The organism is Enterobacter sp. C4G1 (assembly GCF_052886895.1).
Genome location: NZ_JBQVVV010000002.1, coordinates 784492 through 801933, shown reverse-complemented (window position 1 = coordinate 801933; position 17442 = coordinate 784492). Strand labels below are relative to the sequence as shown.

The following is a 17442-nucleotide window of genomic DNA, read 5'->3' as shown; positions in this document are numbered from 1 at the left end:
ATTATCGCCAGATTTCCGGGGGAATAATGACCCCTCAAAAATAAACAATCCTTATCTCACGTAAAGCACTGCGAATATCCCGCGGTGCTTTTTCTTTTGCATCATAGGAAATCTGCATACCGCCTCTCACTGCTAACCCCTTGTCTATAATCCAGTTAACGGGGAATGCGCCCTCGGTCACAACCTGATGAAATTTCCTTAAGCCGCAGGGTGAGGCCCATTTGCGCGGTCTACGTTTAATTAGGGAGATATTTTTACGGCACGGCTGCCGCTAAATTTCATTGCGACAGGAGTAAATCTAATGAGCAAAAAATTTGCCCGCAGCAGCCTGTGCGCGCTCGGTATGACTATCATGACAGCGCAAGCCGCTGAGCCACCCAAGGCGATCGGCGAAGGGGAAGGTCGACTGGATATTATTGCCTGGCCGGGATACATCGAACGCGGTCAGACCGATAAAAATTACGACTGGGTAACACAGTTCGAAAAAGACACCGGCTGCGCGGTGAACGTCAAAACTGCTGCCACTTCTGATGAAATGGTCAGCCTGATGGCGAAGGGCGGCTATGACCTGGTTACCGCATCCGGTGACGCCTCGTTACGTCTGATTATGGGTAAACGCGTACAGCCGATTAATCCTGATTTGATCCCGAACTGGAAAACCATCGACCCGCGAATTGTAAAGGGCGAATGGTTTAACGTGGGCGGCAAAGTGTATGGCACACCGTATCAGTGGGGGCCGAACCTGCTGATGTACAACACCAAAACCTTCCCGACGCCGCCGGATAGCTGGAATGTGGTCTTCGTGAAACAAGACCTGCCGGACGGTAAAACCAACCAGGGCCGCGTACAAGCCTATGACGGTCCGATTTACATCGCTGATGCCGCGCTGTTTGTGAAAGCTACCCAGCCGGCATTGGGGATCTCTGATCCGTACCAGTTGACGGAAAAACAGTATGCTGCGGTCCTGAAAGTGCTGCGCGATCAACATGCGCTTATCCACCGCTACTGGCATGACACCACGGTTCAGATGAGTGACTTCAAAAACGAAGGTGTGGTGGCATCGAGCGCCTGGCCGTATCAGGCGAATGCCCTGAAAGGTGAAAACCAGCCTATTGCCACCGTCTTCCCGAAAGAAGGCGTGACCGGGTGGGCGGACACCACCATGCTTCACGCGCAGGCGAAACACCCGATGTGCGCTTATAAATGGATGAACTGGTCTTTGACGCCGAAATTGCAGGGGGATTTGGCGGCATGGTTTGGCTCGTTACCGGTTGTTGCTGAAGGCTGTAAGGCCAGCACATTGTTGGGTGATAAAGGCTGCGAAACCAACGGCTATAACTATTTCGATAAAATTATGTTCTGGAAAACGCCGATTGCAGAAGGGGGCAAGTATGTTCCGTACAGCCGCTGGACGCAGGATTACATCGCCATCATGGGCGGCCGTTAATCGACCGGGAGCAGAACATGACGTACGCAGTAGAGTTCAATGATGTTTCCCGTCTGTACGGTGACGTGCGGGCGGTGGATGGTGTCACCATTGGTATTCGTGACGGGGAATTTTTCTCCATGCTGGGGCCTTCGGGCTCCGGCAAAACTACCTGCCTGCGCCTGATTGCGGGGTTCGAGCAGTTAAGCGGTGGCGCGATAAAAATCTTCGGTAAAGAGGCCAGCGAACTGCCCCCGTGGGAGCGCGATGTGAACACGGTGTTCCAGGATTACGCGCTGTTCCCGCATATGTCTATTCTCGATAACGTCGCCTACGGGCTTATGGTCAAAGGTGTCGATAAGAAAAAACGTCATGCTCAGGCGCGCGAAGCGCTGGACAAGGTCGGGTTGAGTTTTGCCGTCGCCCGTAAACCTTCGCAACTGTCCGGTGGGCAGCGTCAGCGCGTGGCGATTGCGCGTGCACTGGTCAATGAACCGCGGGTGCTGCTACTGGATGAACCCTTAGGCGCGCTCGATCTCAAATTGCGCGAGCAGATGCAGTTTGAGCTTAAAAAGCTCCAGCAGGAGCTGGGTATTACCTTTATTTTTGTCACCCACGATCAGGGTGAAGCCCTGTCGATGTCTGACCGGGTGGCGGTCTTCAATAATGGCCGTATCGAGCAGGTCGACACACCGCGTGAGCTGTACATGCGCCCACGTACACCGTTCGTGGCGAGTTTTGTCGGCACCTCAAACGTATTTGATGCCGGTATCGCGCACCGCGTTTGCGGTATGGAAGGCATGTATTCGCTACGCCCGGAACATATTCGCCTTAATGAAAGCGGTGAAGTGCAGGTGAAGGGGGTGGTACAGGCGATACAGTATCAGGGGGCGGCAACGCGTTTTGAACTTAAACTGGCCGACGGTGAAAAACTGCTGGTGAGCCAGGCAAATCTTAGTGGTGCAACGGTGCCCGCGGGCGTGGAGCCGGGGCAGCAGGTACTGGCATCGTGGTCACGCGAGGCTATGGTCCTGCTGCACGAGGAGAGGTGAAATGGATATGAGCGTTTCACACACTCCGTCACACCACGGCAGGTTAAGCCGCATTACCGCGCTGTTCTGGCGCAAACCGTCGCTCGGGCTGTTCCTGCTCCTGATTGCTCCGTTGATGTGGTTTGGTATCGTCTATCTGGGATCGCTCCTGACGTTGCTGTGGCAGGGGTTTTATACCTTTGACGACTTCACCATGTCGGTTACGCCGGATCTCACTTTTGCGAACATCCTGGCACTTTTCAACCCGGCCAACTACGACATCATTGTGCGCACGCTGGTCATGGCGATCGCGGTCACCCTTGCCAGCGCCGTGCTGGCGTTCCCGATGGCCTGGTATATGGCCCGTTATACCAGCGGTAAGTGGAAGGCGTTTTTCTATATTGCCGTGATGCTGCCGATGTGGGCGAGCTACATCGTGAAGGCCTACGCGTGGACGTTGCTGCTGGCGAAAGACGGGGTGGCGCAGTGGTTTCTCAGCCATATGGGGTTGGAGCCAATTTTAACCTCGATTCTCACGCTACCTGCGATTGGCGGCAATACGCTCTCGACCTCCGGACTTGGGCGTTTTCTGGTGTTCGTCTATATCTGGCTGCCGTTTATGATCCTGCCAGTGCAGGCGGCGCTGGAACGGTTACCTGCTTCTTTATTGCAGGCGTCTGCCGATCTCGGTGCCCGACCGCGCCAGACCTTCCGCTATGTGGTGCTGCCGCTGGCGATCCCTGGCATTGCCGCTGGGTCGATTTTCACCTTCTCGCTGACACTGGGTGACTTTATCGTTCCGCAGCTGGTGGGGCCTCCGGGCTACTTTATTGGCAATATGGTCTATTCCCAGCAAGGGGCGATTGGCAATATGCCAATGGCGGCCGCGTTCACGCTGGTTCCTATTGTTCTTATTTCACTCTATCTGGCGTTCGTGAAACGTCTGGGAGCGTTCGATGCACTCTGAACGCGCACCATTGTTCCTGAAAGTGGCAGCCTGGGGTGGGGTTATTTTCCTGCACTTCCCGCTGCTTATCATCGCAACCTATGCGTTTAATACCGAAGATGCTGCGTTTAGCTTTCCCCCGCAGGGGCTAACGCTGAAGTGGTTTAGCATCGCGGCCGCGCGTGGGGATATTATTGAATCCGTGACATTGTCACTTCAAATCGCGGCGTTATCGACGGGTATCGCGTTGATACTTGGCACGCTTGCTGCTGCGGCGTTATGGCGCAGTGAGTTTTTTGGCAAAAATGCCATCTCGCTGTTACTGCTGCTGCCAATAGCGCTGCCGGGGATCATAACCGGTCTGGCGCTGCTGACCGCATTTAAAACCATCAATCTTGAACCGGGCTTTTTCACCATTGTTGTCGGGCACGCCACTTTCTGTGTGGTGGTGGTCTTTAACAACGTGATTGCCCGCTTCCGGCGCACCTCGTGGAGCCTGGTGGAAGCGTCGATGGACTTAGGTGCGGATGGCTGGCAAACCTTCCGTTATGTGGTGCTGCCCAATCTTGGGTCGGCGCTGCTGGCGGGGGGAATGCTGGCGTTTGCGCTGTCGTTTGACGAAATCATCGTCACGACATTTACGGCGGGACACGAGCGCACGTTACCGCTGTGGTTGTTGAACCAGCTTGGTCGCCCGCGTGATGTACCGGTTACCAACGTGGTAGCCCTGCTGGTGATGCTGGTGACAACCATTCCTATTCTGGGAGCCTGGTGGCTAACCCGCGACGGTGAAACGATTGCCGGCAGCGGGAAATAACTCCGATTTCAACAGGACAACGCTATGCAAAATCAACTGCTCATTAATGGTGAACTGATTACGGGCGAAGGTGAGAAACAGCCCGTGTTTAATCCTGCCACCGGAGAGGTACTGCTGGAAATCGCCGAAGCCTCTGCCGCGCAGGTTGATGCTGCCGTGCAGGCAGCCGATCGTGCTTTTGCTGAATGGGGGCAAACCACGCCGAAAACCCGTTCAGAGTGTTTGCTGAAACTTGCAGACGTTATTGAAGAACATGCAGAAACCTTCGCCAGGCTGGAATCCCTTAACTGCGGGAAGCCGTTGCACTGTGTGGCGGGAGATGAAATCCCGGCGGTGGTTGACGTGTTCCGCTTCTTTGCCGGCGCGGCGCGCTGCCTGAACGGACTGGCCGCCGGAGAGTATCTTGATGGCCACACCTCAATGATCCGTCGTGACCCGGTCGGCGTCGTTGCGTCCATTGCGCCGTGGAACTACCCGCTGATGATGGCCGCGTGGAAACTGGCACCTGCCCTGGCGGCAGGGAACTGCGTGGTGATTAAACCCTCTGAAATCACCCCGCTGACGGCCTTAAAACTGGCAGAGCTGGCCAAAGATATCTTCCCGGCAGGCGTTCTGAACGTACTGTTCGGGCGGGGCAAAACCGTGGGTGATCCACTGACCGGGCATGAAAAGGTACGCATGGTGTCGCTGACCGGTTCGATTGCCACCGGGGAACACATTATCGGCCATACGGCATCGTCGATTAAGCGCACTCATATGGAACTGGGCGGCAAAGCACCGGTTATCGTTTTTGATGATGCCGACCTGGATGCGGTCGTGGAGGGCGTGCGTACCTTTGGTTTTTACAACGCCGGGCAGGACTGTACCGCTGCCTGCCGCATTTATGCGCAGAAGGGCATTTACGCCGCGCTGGTGGAAAAACTCGGTGCCGCAGTTGCCACCCTTAATATGGGCGCCCCGGAGGATGAATCCACAGAGCTTGGCCCGCTGAGCTCAGCTGCGCATCTGTCACGCGTCTGTAAGGCGGTGGACGAGGCAAAATCCCAAAGCCATATCCGCGTTGTCACTGGCGGCAGTAAAAAAGAGGGGGCAGGATATTACTTCCAGCCAACCCTGCTGGCGGGTGCAAAACAGGACGATGCCATCGTGCAGCGTGAAGTTTTTGGCCCGGTTGTCAGCGTGACCGAATTTGACGACGAAGCGCAGGTGCTGGGCTGGGCGAATGACTCTCAGTATGGCCTGGCGTCATCCGTGTGGACCAAAGACGTGGGGCGCGCCCACCGTCTCAGCGCGCGTTTGCAGTATGGCTGCACCTGGGTCAATACCCACTTTATGCTGGTCAGCGAAATGCCACATGGGGGGATGAAGCTGTCAGGCTACGGGAAAGATATGTCGGTGTATGGACTGGAGGATTACACGGTTGTGCGCCACGTGATGATTAAACACTAAAAATCTGATATTCGGGATTTTGCGTGGTGTGTGGTGGCCGTGCTGTAGATGGGTGCCAGCTTGAATGGTATGATTTTGGAAACTTTCAGGCTGGCGCTTTTTAATGAGAAACAACACCTTAGACTTCGCTAAGTTTTTTGCGAGCTTCTTTGTTATCGTCGTGCATTCCGGGTCTTACCCTGAAATGTCACCGGCAAATGCTGACTTATTCCGTGCGGCGTCGCGCTGGGCTGTCCCGTTTTTCTTTTTGGCCTCCGGGTATTTAATGGGGAGGGCGGGAAACATCGATGTTGGCAAAAAACTGAATAAATTATTCGGCATTTTATTTTATTCATCACTGCTGTACGTTCCGATTATCTACCTCAGTGTTAATAGCGATATTACGACGCTATTTATCCGTGTTTTTTCGTTTGACACCTTACGGTCAGGAACCTTTTTCCATCTGTGGTTTATCACCGCGCTTATGTCAGGTGTAATGCTCACCAATTACATGATTAAGAATGTAAAAACAGCAACGGGGCTGGTGATTGCGCTGTTACTTTTAGCCGGGTACTGGCTCAGTGATATTGGGCAGGCGTTTAACATCCCGGCTGAACGAAACTACATGTTCTATGTGTTCAGAAGCCTGTTGGGTATTCCGCTGGTGTACATGGGATACCTTCTCGCTAAAGAGGGTTTACTGAGTAAGATAAGCAACACAACGGCATGGACTCTGTTCATTGTGGGGATAATGCTGATGATGCTTGAGGTTCCCCTGTGCCAGTGGTTCATTGACGGGTATGCACGTGAAAGGCAATTTCCTCTGTTCAGCGTACCTGTAGCAGTGGCTCTGCTGGTGATTTGCGCGAATACCGCAACCAAAGAAAGCCTGATTTCCAGAGCAGGGCGAGATTTTTCATTGGGTATTTATCTCATCCATCCATTCCTGCTTTATTTCATCGTTCCCTGGTTTGAATCTAAGGGGGTGAAAGTATCAACGGTGAATCTGGTTTCAGCCTTTATTTTGTCATGGTTCATTTTTGCCATCATGAAAAAATGGGTACCGGCGCTGTACGGTAAATTTAACGGTGCGGGTATTAAATAACGCGACGAAAATCTGGCCGGGCTATTTACCCGGCCAACAAACTACCAGCCACACACCTCGTGCTCGTTTTCCGTATCGTAAGCACGTACGGTATTCACCAGGTCTTTAACCACTTCTGCGGCGACATCCGGAATCAACAGCTCCATCGGGGCTTGCGTTTCATAGTCCACCGAGACACCGTTGCTATTGTTGGTGACCGTGACGGTATAGGTTGCTTTGCCCATGATGTTACTCCTTATGCGTGTTAACCACTTTTCCGATGCCCGCGCCCTGGAGGGTGACATCCGGGTCGGCGAAAAAGTCGATATTAAACCAGGTATCGTCGGTCAACAGCTCAATGCGATGCCATTTTTCAGGCGGTGAAATACCAAATGAACCGGCTTCAATCACCAGCTCCAGATCCGGCTCGGTGGCGTTGCCATCCGCGAAGCCGAAATAGCGCACGGCGCCCTGCATCACAGACAAACGGCCGTATACACCCGCTTTCGTATTGTGATGAGTAAAGAGCGCTTTTGGTGCCGTCTCTTTGTTCCAGAATGGCGTTGCGCGGGTATGAACAAAATTATCAGGAATACGTAGCATAATGGTTTCCTTATCAGTGTCAGACACTTAAAGAGACTTCAGCACATCAGACTCGACAAAAAAGTCGATATTGAACAGGGTGTCGTCGCTCATTACCTCGATATGGTGCCAGCGTTCCGGGGGGAAGACACCGAAGTGGCCTGCGTGAATAATGAGTTCGCTATCCGGTTCTGGTGTGAATTCGTCAGCATAGCCTAAATAACGGACTGCACCCTGCGAAACGGACAGGCGAGGGTAGACGCCCGGGCGTGTGCCCTTATCAAGATGACGCTGAAAAATCCCTGCGGGGGCAGTCTCTTTGTTCCAGAAAGGGGTGGAACGGGTATGAATACAACTTTGCGGAATGCGTAGCATGTTTCCTCCCTCTAAAGCCTGGCTTTATTAGAGCGCTTTCTACGGTTTAGAATTTATCAAAAAGTGCATTTATAATGCATGTTATCAAAAAAGATGATTTCTCATCCTCATGAGATGTAACGCAAAATACCCAATTGTTATTATCCATTGTTTTTAAGTGGTTATTATGTAACGAAAAAACTTGATCTGTATCAACATATGACGCATATTGCGTGCGGTTATTTTTGACAGTTTGGGTAAGCAGGATGACGTTGTATCAAAAAATGTTGGTTTTTTACGCAATCATGGCAACCATCAGCGCGTTCATTACCTGGTTCCTGTCTAAAGACCGTAAACGCATCCGCCTGCTGAGCGCTTTTCTCGTGGGTTCTACCTGGCCGATGAGCTTCCCTGTTGCGCTGCTGATATCGCTTTTCTGAAGCACGCTTCCAGTTTTAAAAGATGAACATAGCATTCCGCTACTGGTGCCTGTATAAATAAACAGTGCATTGAAAAAGGAGTGCTCATGAACAGTTTCTACTCTCGGCGCGCGGGTTGCAGTGTGCGCTGGCAAGACCTCCCTGGTTCTGGTGATCCCGTCGTGTTTATCCACGGCCTGGGGTGCGCCTCGTCCTATGAATATCCGCGTGTTGTCTTTGACCCAAATTTTGGTGCGCGCAGAGCCATTCTTATCGATCTCCCCGGCAGTGGATACAGCGATAAACCCGAGCACTATCGCTATCAGACAGGCGATCAGGCCCGGGTGGTTACTGAATTACTGGACAATATTGGCATCAAGACCTTCTGGCTTTACGGGCACAGTATGGGCGGCAGCATTGCCATCGAAACCGCGGTTTTGATGCAGACGCGCCTCAACGGTTTAATGGTATCTGAACCTAATTTTCATGCTGGCGGCGGTATGTTCAGCCGTAGCATTGCCGCACAGTCGGAAACGCAATTTGTTGAACACGGTTATGATCAGTTACTTGCCGCCGAAACCTCTGCATGGGCCGGTAGTCTGCAAAGTAATGCGCCTTACGCTGTGTGGCGCGGTGCCACGAGTCTGGTTGAGGGCACTAGCCCTGACTGGGAAGCGCAGTTCCTGTCATTACGTTGCCCGGTTACGCTTATTTTTGGGGAACACTCATTGCCTGATAAGGATGTGGATTCGCTCAAAGGTAAAGGTGTTGCGGTGAAAATCATCCCTGCGGCGGGGCACTCGATGTCGTGGGAGAATCCTTCGGCGCTGGCTCTGGCGTTATCTGACTGCATGACGGGTAAATAGCAGCCCGCATGACTGCGGGCTGACGAGGGCTAGCGAAATATGGCCTGTAAGGCCCGGCGGGCGCTGGCCTGAACATCGTGCGGGCTCTGGTAATCGATGTTCTCGGTGGCCCGGCTGTACAGAGCAACCAGCCAGTCGTAAACGTAGACGGTTGCAGCGTGAACGGGTTGTTCACCCAGATGTGTCAGGCGCGGTGTCGCGCTGTTAACCACTGGCGTGACAAAGATGGGCTGGCCTTTGCGCACGCGGCTGGCTGGGCGGTCTGTAACAGGTGTCTGCTCGTAACCAAGCCAGCCGATGAAGTTCCCCATCACGGCATGTAACTGCGCCGCACTGCTTTTATCTGCTTCGACAATACGCTGAAGTTGTTGCGCCAGATCCAGACGGTAGCTGCTGGTGACCAGAACATCCGCAATTTGCTGCAACACCGCAGGCTCCAGGCCTAAGCGGGCGGCAGCGGCTTCATTCCTGCTCCACTGGCGCAGATGATTGATCCACACCTTGTGTGCCAGCCTTGCTTTGTCTTTTGTCTGGTACGGGCTGCTATTCTCCTGGGCATTTTCTGCGAACAGGTCAATCACATCGGTAAACAACCCGTTGACTTGCTCCTCACGAGGTTGCTGAACGGCTAACAGCGTTTCGAAGGCTTTTAGCGGTGGCAGAAGGCCTTCCAGCAACTCGCCGTGGCGGGCAGCGCTGGCCTGTAGCATTCGTACCATGTTTTCCGCCTGAGCGCGTCTTGCTCCTGGCTCCAGCGTCACAGGCGCCAGATAGCTTTGCATCAAGGCGGATAACTCCTGCTGCAACAGCGTTTTCAGGGTGCTAAGACGGGTCTGACGCTGTGCTGACAGCGTTGCCTGAGACAACCACTCAACTACGCGCTGTAGACTGTGGCTGTCCAGCGCCTGTAATGTGCCCCAACGCTGACCTGGTTTGCCAAGCAATTGCTGGACCGCTTCGTCGAGGTTTTGTTTGGTGGTAAAGCGGGCATCATGCGGGGTAATCGCCCAGACCAGCCCCGGCAGGGCGGATTCAACGGACGGCTGCGTCTCCTTAACCCAGTTAAGAAGCAATTTTGCGGTTTTTGCCGTCTGCTCATGTTGCGCTGTGGCGTTACAGATAACCAGCACGTCCGGCTGAAGCTGCTGACGATAATGCTCCAACAGCCACAGACATTTTGCCTGAGTCAACAGTGGGCTACTGCTGTCTGAGAACGCCGGGATATCAATGATATCCACGTTATCCAGAACCGCGTTTTCGACCGGGAGCACCAGTTCGCGGGTCAGGAAGGCGAGCACATCCACGGGAATACTAATAGCGTTGAGTATCTCACCGTTGTTGAGCGGGTGAAGCAGCGTTTCCTGCGACTCAGGTGACGTTAACGCGCCGTGAGTCAGAAAACCCTCGCTCGGCAGACCGAAATTATCCACCAGCAGGCTGAGCGGCGCGGCAAGCTCGCTGGCATGGCTGGTTTGATGCAGTACATGAGCCAGTTTCAGCCACTGCTGAGTCAGCTCTTGTTGCTCGCCCCACAGCAATGACCAGACACTTGCGCGGGTGCTTAAATCAAGAGACGGCACCAGAAGGGCAAACTGATGCCACAGCGCATCATCCATTTGTTGTTTAGCGCCTGGCACTGTACTTTGCCAGAAGCGTGCAATGGCACCCACTTCCTGAGCGGTAATGCCTGGCACGCCCTGAGGCTGGCGAAGTGCGCGCCATTTTTCCAGGCGTGTCTCAATAACGGATTTATCAACAGGGCGGATCTGCGGATGCAGCGTGGTGCGGGCAATAAACAGTTGCACCAGCTCTGCCTCTGTTACCAGACTCAGACGCAGCGGAAACGCCTCATCGGCGATGTCGCGGCTCTCTCTGGTGAAGCGCACGGCCATATTGGTCAGCGCATGACCAGGGTTGATATGGGAAAAATAATCGAAGGTACGTTGTCCCGGAACGACATTCAGACGGGCGTTACCGCTACCACACAGGGAGGCCAGCAGATGCGCTTTTGCCGCCTGGGAATGGCCATAAAGCCCGATACTGCTGCGGCTTGCCAGCGCACGGTCGATAGCCTGCTCGCGTGCCTGGGCGGCGTTTACCCTAGCCAGCAGTGCGTCAGCATCGTTATCCAGAACAGGAGCGTGCTGGCGCGTGTCGTTAATCCACTCGATTATGGCCTGAGTGGTGGCAGTCATCGCAGTCATTTCAGGTATACGCTCCCGCTGTCGATCCAGTAGTGGCTTCCGCTATGACGGCGATCGGCCAGGGTATTCAGTTTAAACGTTAAGGCATCAGCCGGAACCGGGGTGCCATCCTGGAGCCACGCGTCGCTCAACTCAAAGGATTCTGGCCCTTCGTGCTTACTCCCTCCACGAAGTTTCAGGCGTACATTCAGCACACCATCTCCGGCAATGGCTTTTGCCAACTCGGCAGAGTTGATGCTCAGGGTATACAGCGGTGTCGCTGGCCAGCGCGCGTTCGCCAGTTGACGGAAGCCCAGTGTCACGTTCCCGCGCAGCGGGAAGTGCAGGCGAGCGTCCAGTTTCGCCCCCGCTTTGTCGAGGTCGATATCCTGATACCAGACGTTTTCCTCGCGCAGCGTATTCACCGTGTTATCCAGCACACCCAGATACCGCACGGTGGAGTAAGCACCAATGTCGGCCGCTTTGAAATTAAAGCGTGGCAAGCGCAGGTCAAGCGCCAGACTGCACAGCATCGCGCCCACTGCGGCGGTGGATTTCGGGTTGCCAATACGACCCTGCTGGCTGAACGGATACCATTCATGTACCTGATACTTATCCAGCCAGACAATGCGGTTAACCGGCACAGGTTGCAGGTGGCGAATCAACGCCTGAACACCCGGCAGGCAGCCCGGGCGGCCCGTGATCAGCAAAATATCGCAGCTGTAATGCGAAATAGCTTCGCAAACGGCATGGAGCGGGGCCGCCAGCGTAAACTGGCCTGCCAGCATCGCATCCTGCATTTCGCGGAAATTAACGTGCAGCGGCACAGCGAACAGATCAAATTCCGCCGAGCCCGCAGGCAGGGCGTGGTCAATGGCCTGTTGCAGATAACCCATCACGTTCCGGGTAGGTTTCTGGTTCAGCAAATCGCCAAATGTTGCGTGCAGCCCGGCAAGCGGATCGTCGATATCGCTGCTTTCCCAGGCGGCAAGAATGGCGTGGCCGATCGGCATAAACAGCTGGAGCGCGGTTTGCTGGCGTAACACCGCCTGCGTGTCGATACGCCCGGAGTCACCAAACAGCGACGCCATCAGCATAGAGGCATCAGCGATGCCGGATTTCTGAAGCTGAGTTTGCAGGGCAGGTAAGACATAGCGCTGGATAACATCCAACAGGGTGTCATCACCCGCCACTTTAAAGCCTTCACGGAACAGTAGTTGTGGCGTGATTTTGACGTTGTTACCCGAGCCATCGTCCAGCGCATAATGCGTGATCGCCATATCCGTGGTGCCGCCGCCAATATCAATGGACGCAACGCGTAAGGAGCGGCCGGGATCCACTCCGGGTTCTGGCGCTCTGTCCGGGCGAGCAAGAGAGGCGAAGAACGCTTCAGTTTGCCCGCCGAAATGGGAGATAGCTTCGTTGTAGAGCCACACCAGCTGGCCGCAGCTGGCTTCGTCCCACTCCATCTGGATCTCAGGGACCGGAACAACGCTCTTTTCTTGCTGCTTACGGCTGGCAAAATCTTCGTCCTGCGGGTGCCAGCCCATTGCCTTCCACACAATCGCGATGGCTTCAAACATGCGGCGGCGGAAAATCTCGCGCTCCTGTTTTGGCATGGCGGAAGGCAGTGTCAGGATCAGGGTGCGAAGCTGGCGAGGAGATGCCGGGAATCCCAGACGCAGACGCGTTGCCACGCTGTTGATCTGCCCCAGGGCCTGGGCCAGCAGTTCGCACAGCATGTGCGTCATCAGGGTGCTGCGGCTGTACTGCGGCGAAAACACCGGCAGACGCTCATCCTGTGGCAGGGTAAAGAGCGGCTCGCCGTCGTCGTTCATCAGATTCATCAGCGGGAAAGCGGTGGCTAACGGTTCACGCTGGGTTTTGCTGTTCATCTGGCTAAAGCGCCAGTCCTGTACCACCGGGGTTTCATCCCACAGGTAGCGACGCGGGCTGGAGATCCCGCTGTTGCCCTCGGTTCCCAGGCGCTGCATCGCCAGTTTGCGGGCTTCATCACCCACGCGCACGATAGAGGGCCAGACAAAAGCATCTTCACGGCCGCTTTCAACCGAGAAATGCTGCTTGCCGAAACGCGCTTCAGAAAACTCAAGGCGGCTGGTGAAAAGCGGTTCATTGAGGAACTGCGGTTCGCTCAGGGAACGCACCTGGAGCTCTGCGGTCTGGCGCAGTCCGTCGTTGGCATCGCCGTGATCTTCAATGATAACGCCGCAGGTATGGGTGTTACCGACGTCCAGGATCAGGTCGACCGGAATGGCTGGCGTGCTGAGAGTGTGGGTAACAAACTTCACTTCTGGCACGGTGATCTGCTCACCGAGCATGGTCAGCAGGTTCAGCCAGTGGGCCTGGTATTCAAAGCCGCGCATCGCCTGTTGCAGGTCGCGTTCAGAACGGTTTTCCACGCCGGTCGCGAACTGGCTAAACGCTTCACGCAGCCAGCCGTCAATCCAGGTTTGGTCGAGGAAACTGTCTACTTCGCCATCGCGCCAGGCCAGCGCAAAGCGTGTGCCGTTCAGGATATCGTTCCCGACGGGTGAAAGGGCGGATGTTGCATGTTCCGCAATCTGACTGTCGAGCGCGAAAGTCACCCGGTGGGTATTACCGGCGCTGTCTGGCTCATCAAGCTTACGTACCTGTACGCGCGCCCAGTTATCCGGGCCATCGACAAAGGTGCGCGGCGGATTAAAGCGCAGGAAAGGCACCGGAAGCCACACGCCATCCAGAACCGTCAGGGACTGATGCAGTGGGATAGTACTTTCCGGCTTAACCACTTCGGGCTGAGTGCCCCCGGTGCCTGGCAGCGTGTAGCGGCCATTAACCAAATCGAAATCCAGACGCAGCAGGGGACCATTGGCCGTCTTGCGGACAAACCGACCATTGCTGGCGGTGTCCTGCGGGGTCAAACCGAAATCAAGGAACTGCACGCCGCTATTGGCAATAAGCGTAACGCTTTGTTTATAGTCGCAAAGATTTACCAGCATAGGGTCATGCACCTGCTTTCTTGAACGTCAATGGAACGACGGTTTTGGCATCGTAACGTGCACTGCATTCCGCCACATCGCTGGTCCCGGCTTTACAGGCGATCTCAGGCATCGGATAGCGCGAGCCATCGGTGCAGCGCGCGTTGCCCCGGCTTTTGATCATCAGCTCGCCATTACTGTGTAACCCGGAAAATACGTCAGTCCGACACACAATATTGTCGCCGTGTACCACGCGGGCAAAGCCTTTGTTGTTCTGGATCTGGAAGCGCAATGACGGCGGTTTACCCGTGACCGGATCTTTCACATCCAGAATGGCGCGCCAGCTCCCGTTGAGGAAACGGGTTGAACCGGCTTTCACCTGGTTTGCGTCCATCACCATGGCATCTTTCGGGATAGCGGCAATCACCACCGTGGCTTGTACCGGAGCAGGCTCTGGCTCTTTGACCTTTGCCACCAGCACTTCAGCCTGATGCAGAGGCAGATTTAATGGCAGCGGTTCAACAGCTTTCACTGGCTGCGGGGCAATAGCCACAGGCGTCGGCGCAGGCGTGGGTTCAGCTGGTGCAGAAGGTGGCTGTTTTGGCCACAGCAGTGGAGCGGCAACCGCGGCAACCAGCACCGCCGCAACAGGGAGCGACCACAGCGGGACACGGCGCTTTTTACGTACCATTTCCGGGGCAGGCTGAGCTTCCTCGACGTCAGGAATAACCACTCGTGCTGGCTCCGGCTCATACAGATCTTCTGGCGTAATACGCACCACCGTCGCCGGTGTCATCAGCGGCTCATCGGCTTGTTCAAATGTGATCAGCGGCGCGGGTTCAGGCTCGGGTTCTGGATCCTCAATCACCACGGGTGCAGGCTCCGGGATAAGAGACTCGCGCAGGCATTCAAGAACGTCATCGCGGGCGTTCTCGTTAAGATTCACAAAGCCCCAGAACGTGATAACCGGCTTGCCATCAATCAAAAACAGGAAGTTTTCACCAGGAAACTGAAAGGCTTTAGAAAGCAGGGAGCCAAAAAGCTGTTGCGCAGTTTTAGGTGACTGGAGGCACTTTTTACTCAGCGATTCAACGCTCGCGAGGGTGTTTTCCAGGTAGCGCAAGGCGCGGAAGCGGGTATCTTCGTCGGCAGCTTTCCAGCTGGTGACCATCCCGTCAACCGGTGAATACCAGTCGACGCGGTCGCCGCCATCATTAACCTGAGGGATAGCCAGACAATCGACAATGGCCTGCTGTTTGCGCAGGCGAAGTGCTTCACGGATTTGCAACGCTGATTCAAAAACGGCCTGTCCGCCGCCGCCAACGGCCTGAAAGTCATCCAGATTACCGCTGCGTAAAAGAGTTTTTGCCACGATTTGGTCCCATATACTTCTTCACACCGTTACTTTAACGAAACTGCTCATCAAGCAAACGGGGGAAGAGAGGCTAAAAGGGGGGATTTCTTGCGGCATTGATCGTGACGGTTGTGCTTGACGAATAATGGCACTTAAGGCAAATCAATTTCAGAGTCACTGGCTGCAAAACCAGCGAAAAGCACTGCTTTAGAATAACCTGATAGTGTTTCGTTATTTGCCAGGCCATCCGGGCTGTGCTGTTATTACTGTCCTATATAATAAAACCGAAAGGGTTATAACCATGTCTACAGGGAAAACGCTGCTCGCGCTTGCGCTGAGCACTCTTTTACCGGCAAGTGCCGCATGGGCGGCGAACAACGACACCATTATTTACTGTTCTGAAGCCTCACCTGAGTCATTCAACCCACAGATTGCCAGCTCCGGCCCCTCTTTTGTCGCCAGCTCTCAGGTGCTGTATAACCGCCTGATCAATTTTGACCCGGTAAAAAACACCCCGGTTCCGTCGCTGGCGGAGTCATGGACCATTTCCCCGGACGGCAAGACCTATACCTTTACGCTGCGTAAAGGGGTCAAGTTCAACAGCAATAAATACTTCAAACCGACCCGTGATTTTAATGCCGATGACGTTATTTTCTCCGTTATGCGTCAGAAAGACCCTAAACACCCGTATCACGATGTATCGAAGGGCAATTACGAATACTTTAATGACGTAGGCCTGGATAAGCTGATTCAGGACGTTAAAAAGATTGATGATTACCACGTTCAGTTCACCCTGAGCGAGCCGAATGCGGCATTCCTGGCCGACTGGGGGATGGATTTCGCCTCTATTCTGTCTGCGGAATATGCGGATGTGATGCTGAAAAAGGGAACGCCAGAGAACGTGGATACCTGGCCGATTGGTACCGGGCCATACGTGCTCCAGCAGTACAAAGTGGACTCGCTGATCCGCTACATTGCTAACCCGAACTACTGGGATGGCGCAGTTCCGACAAAACACCTGATTTTCTCCATCACGCCGAATGTGGAAACGCGACTGGCGAAGCTGCAAACCAACGAGTGCCAGATTATCCCTGCGCCATCGCCGGTGCAGTTTGATGTTATCAAAAACAATAAAGATCTGACCCTGCATTCCGTCGATGCGCTGAACGTGGGTTATCTGGCGTTTAACACCGAGAAAAAGCCGTTTGATAACGTGCTTGTGCGTCAGGCACTTAACTATGCGACCGACAAAAAAGCGATCGTCAATGCCGTCTTTATGGGTTCCGGTACGGTGGCAAAATCACCTATTCCGCCGAATATGATGGGCTATAACAAGGATCTGAAAGATTACAGCTACGACCCTGAGAAAGCGAAAGCGTTGCTGAAACAGGCCGGGCTGGAGAAGGGCGCCGAGGTGACGCTGTGGTCAATGCCGGTACAGCGTCCGTATAACCCGAACTCTCGCCGTATTGCGGAGATGATCCAGGCCGACTGGGCGAAAGTGGGCGTGACGGCGAAAATCGTCTCTTACGAGTGGGGCGAGTACCTCTCCGGAATGCGTAAAGGCGAACACGATTCTGCGCTGTTTGGCTGGATGTCTGATAACGGTGACCCGGATAACTTTGCCGACGTGCTGCTGGGTTGTAACAGCATCAAGACCGGCTCAAATGCCGCGCGCTGGTGCGACAAGGGTTATGATGACCTGGTACAGAAAGCCAAGCTTGCCAGCAACCCGGGCGAACGTGCGAAGCTCTACAGCCAGGCGCAGGAGATCTTCTACCAGCAGGCGCCGTGGATTGCGCTGGCAAACGGGAAGACGTTCTATGCTACCCGTAGTAATATTACGGGATACAGCGTGAGCCTGATGGGAAGCGATTTCTCGAAAGCGAAGCTGAACTGATCTTATGCCCGGTGGCGCTGCGCTTACCGGGCCTACGGTTCCCCCTGTAGGCCGGGTAAGGCGTAGCCGTCACC

Annotated in this window: 15 protein-coding genes; 9 read left to right on the top strand and 6 right to left on the bottom strand. The window is 54.6% G+C overall.

Going from position 1 to position 17442, the window contains the following annotated elements; translation table 11 throughout:
• Positions 1 to 301 precede the first annotated feature (301 nt).
• The 6 genes from ydcS (at position 302) to ACT9TW_RS17710 (ending at position 6753) form a co-directional block, all read left to right on the top strand.
• Positions 302 to 1447, top strand: a complete 1146-nt coding sequence (gene ydcS, locus ACT9TW_RS17735) for a putative ABC transporter substrate-binding protein YdcS (protein ID WP_446493237.1) — start codon at positions 302 to 304, stop codon at positions 1445 to 1447.
• A gap of 17 nt (positions 1448 to 1464) precedes the next feature.
• A complete protein-coding gene (locus ACT9TW_RS17730) occupies positions 1465 to 2478 on the top strand; it encodes an ABC transporter ATP-binding protein (RefSeq protein ID WP_446493236.1) in 1014 nt (337 codons plus the stop codon).
• A 1-nt stretch (position 2479) separates the two neighbouring features.
• Entirely contained in the window at positions 2480 to 3424 is a 945-nt protein-coding gene (locus ACT9TW_RS17725) for an ABC transporter permease (protein ID WP_259829507.1), read from the top strand.
• Complete coding sequence (locus ACT9TW_RS17720; RefSeq protein ID WP_182061259.1) at positions 3414 to 4220, top strand: ABC transporter permease; 807 nt, start codon at positions 3414 to 3416, stop codon at positions 4218 to 4220. The genes ACT9TW_RS17725 and ACT9TW_RS17720 overlap by 11 nt, the downstream gene beginning before the upstream one ends.
• Before the next feature lie 24 nt (positions 4221 to 4244).
• A complete protein-coding gene (gene patD / locus ACT9TW_RS17715; protein WP_182061258.1) occupies positions 4245 to 5669 on the top strand; it encodes an aminobutyraldehyde dehydrogenase in 1425 nt (474 codons plus the stop codon).
• Between the two features lie 103 nt (positions 5670 to 5772).
• Positions 5773 to 6753 carry an acyltransferase gene (locus ACT9TW_RS17710; RefSeq protein WP_446493235.1) on the top strand — a complete coding sequence of 327 codons (981 nt, stop codon included), beginning with the start codon at positions 5773 to 5775 and terminating at the stop codon, positions 6751 to 6753.
• 41 nt (positions 6754 to 6794) lie between these two features.
• Here ACT9TW_RS17710 and ACT9TW_RS17705 read toward each other — a convergent pair whose 3' ends face one another.
• Genes ACT9TW_RS17705 through ACT9TW_RS17695 form a run of 3 tightly spaced genes read right to left on the bottom strand, consistent with a single transcriptional unit; the run spans position 6795 to position 7689 of the window.
• Positions 6795 to 6977 (bottom strand): DUF1869 domain-containing protein, encoded by a 183-nt coding sequence (locus ACT9TW_RS17705; protein ID WP_368541945.1) that lies wholly within the window; start codon positions 6975 to 6977, stop codon positions 6795 to 6797.
• Between the two features lie 4 nt (positions 6978 to 6981).
• Entirely contained in the window at positions 6982 to 7335 is a 354-nt protein-coding gene (locus tag ACT9TW_RS17700; protein WP_446493234.1) for a DUF1971 domain-containing protein, read from the bottom strand.
• 27 nt (positions 7336 to 7362) lie between these two features.
• Positions 7363 to 7689, bottom strand: a complete 327-nt coding sequence (locus ACT9TW_RS17695) for a DUF1971 domain-containing protein (protein WP_446493233.1) — start codon at positions 7687 to 7689, stop codon at positions 7363 to 7365.
• Positions 7690 to 7934: 245 nt separating this feature from the next.
• Here ACT9TW_RS17695 and ACT9TW_RS17690 point away from each other — a divergent pair, with 245 nt between their 5' ends.
• Both ACT9TW_RS17690 and ACT9TW_RS17685 read left to right on the top strand, forming a co-directional pair.
• Positions 7935 to 8108: a GhoT/OrtT family toxin gene (locus tag ACT9TW_RS17690; protein WP_014070436.1), complete on the top strand. Its 174-nt coding sequence runs from the start codon at positions 7935 to 7937 to the stop codon at positions 8106 to 8108.
• Positions 8109 to 8194: 86 nt separating this feature from the next.
• Entirely contained in the window at positions 8195 to 8953 is a 759-nt protein-coding gene (locus tag ACT9TW_RS17685) for an alpha/beta fold hydrolase (protein ID WP_446493232.1), read from the top strand.
• A gap of 29 nt (positions 8954 to 8982) precedes the next feature.
• Here ACT9TW_RS17685 and ACT9TW_RS17680 read toward each other — a convergent pair whose 3' ends face one another.
• The 3 genes from ACT9TW_RS17680 to ACT9TW_RS17670 are packed head-to-tail and all read right to left on the bottom strand — an operon-like array spanning position 8983 to position 15486.
• Complete coding sequence (locus tag ACT9TW_RS17680) at positions 8983 to 11157, bottom strand: virulence factor SrfC family protein (RefSeq protein ID WP_446493231.1); 2175 nt, start codon at positions 11155 to 11157, stop codon at positions 8983 to 8985.
• Complete coding sequence (locus ACT9TW_RS17675; RefSeq protein WP_446493230.1) at positions 11154 to 14135, bottom strand: virulence factor SrfB; 2982 nt, start codon at positions 14133 to 14135, stop codon at positions 11154 to 11156. The genes ACT9TW_RS17680 and ACT9TW_RS17675 overlap by 4 nt, the downstream gene beginning before the upstream one ends.
• A 4-nt stretch (positions 14136 to 14139) precedes the next feature.
• Positions 14140 to 15486: an SrfA family protein gene (locus ACT9TW_RS17670; RefSeq protein WP_446493229.1), complete on the bottom strand. Its 1347-nt coding sequence runs from the start codon at positions 15484 to 15486 to the stop codon at positions 14140 to 14142.
• Positions 15487 to 15769: 283 nt separating this feature from the next.
• On the opposite strand from ACT9TW_RS17670, the gene ACT9TW_RS17665 reads away from it, so the two are divergent.
• A complete protein-coding gene (locus tag ACT9TW_RS17665; protein WP_446493228.1) occupies positions 15770 to 17368 on the top strand; it encodes an ABC transporter substrate-binding protein in 1599 nt (532 codons plus the stop codon).
• The last annotated feature ends 74 nt before the right edge of the window (positions 17369 to 17442 follow it).

Coding starts and splice junctions, on each gene's coding strand:
- ACT9TW_RS17685 (WP_446493232.1), top strand. CDS start 8,195: ATGAACAGTTTCTACTCTCGGCGCGCGGGTTGCAGTGTGCGCTGGCAA.
- ACT9TW_RS17700 (WP_446493234.1), bottom strand. CDS start 7,335: ATGCTACGTATTCCTGATAATTTTGTTCATACCCGCGCAACGCCATTC.
- ACT9TW_RS17675 (WP_446493230.1), bottom strand. CDS start 14,135: ATGCTGGTAAATCTTTGCGACTATAAACAAAGCGTTACGCTTATTGCC.
- ACT9TW_RS17720 (WP_182061259.1), top strand. CDS start 3,414: ATGCACTCTGAACGCGCACCATTGTTCCTGAAAGTGGCAGCCTGGGGT.
- ACT9TW_RS17680 (WP_446493231.1), bottom strand. CDS start 11,157: ATGACTGCGATGACTGCCACCACTCAGGCCATAATCGAGTGGATTAAC.
- ACT9TW_RS17730 (WP_446493236.1), top strand. CDS start 1,465: ATGACGTACGCAGTAGAGTTCAATGATGTTTCCCGTCTGTACGGTGAC.
- patD (WP_182061258.1), top strand. CDS start 4,245: ATGCAAAATCAACTGCTCATTAATGGTGAACTGATTACGGGCGAAGGT.
- ACT9TW_RS17710 (WP_446493235.1), top strand. CDS start 5,773: ATGAGAAACAACACCTTAGACTTCGCTAAGTTTTTTGCGAGCTTCTTT.
- ydcS (WP_446493237.1), top strand. CDS start 302: ATGAGCAAAAAATTTGCCCGCAGCAGCCTGTGCGCGCTCGGTATGACT.
- ACT9TW_RS17690 (WP_014070436.1), top strand. CDS start 7,935: ATGACGTTGTATCAAAAAATGTTGGTTTTTTACGCAATCATGGCAACC.
- ACT9TW_RS17725 (WP_259829507.1), top strand. CDS start 2,480: ATGGATATGAGCGTTTCACACACTCCGTCACACCACGGCAGGTTAAGC.
- ACT9TW_RS17665 (WP_446493228.1), top strand. CDS start 15,770: ATGTCTACAGGGAAAACGCTGCTCGCGCTTGCGCTGAGCACTCTTTTA.
- ACT9TW_RS17705 (WP_368541945.1), bottom strand. CDS start 6,977: ATGGGCAAAGCAACCTATACCGTCACGGTCACCAACAATAGCAACGGT.
- ACT9TW_RS17695 (WP_446493233.1), bottom strand. CDS start 7,689: ATGCTACGCATTCCGCAAAGTTGTATTCATACCCGTTCCACCCCTTTC.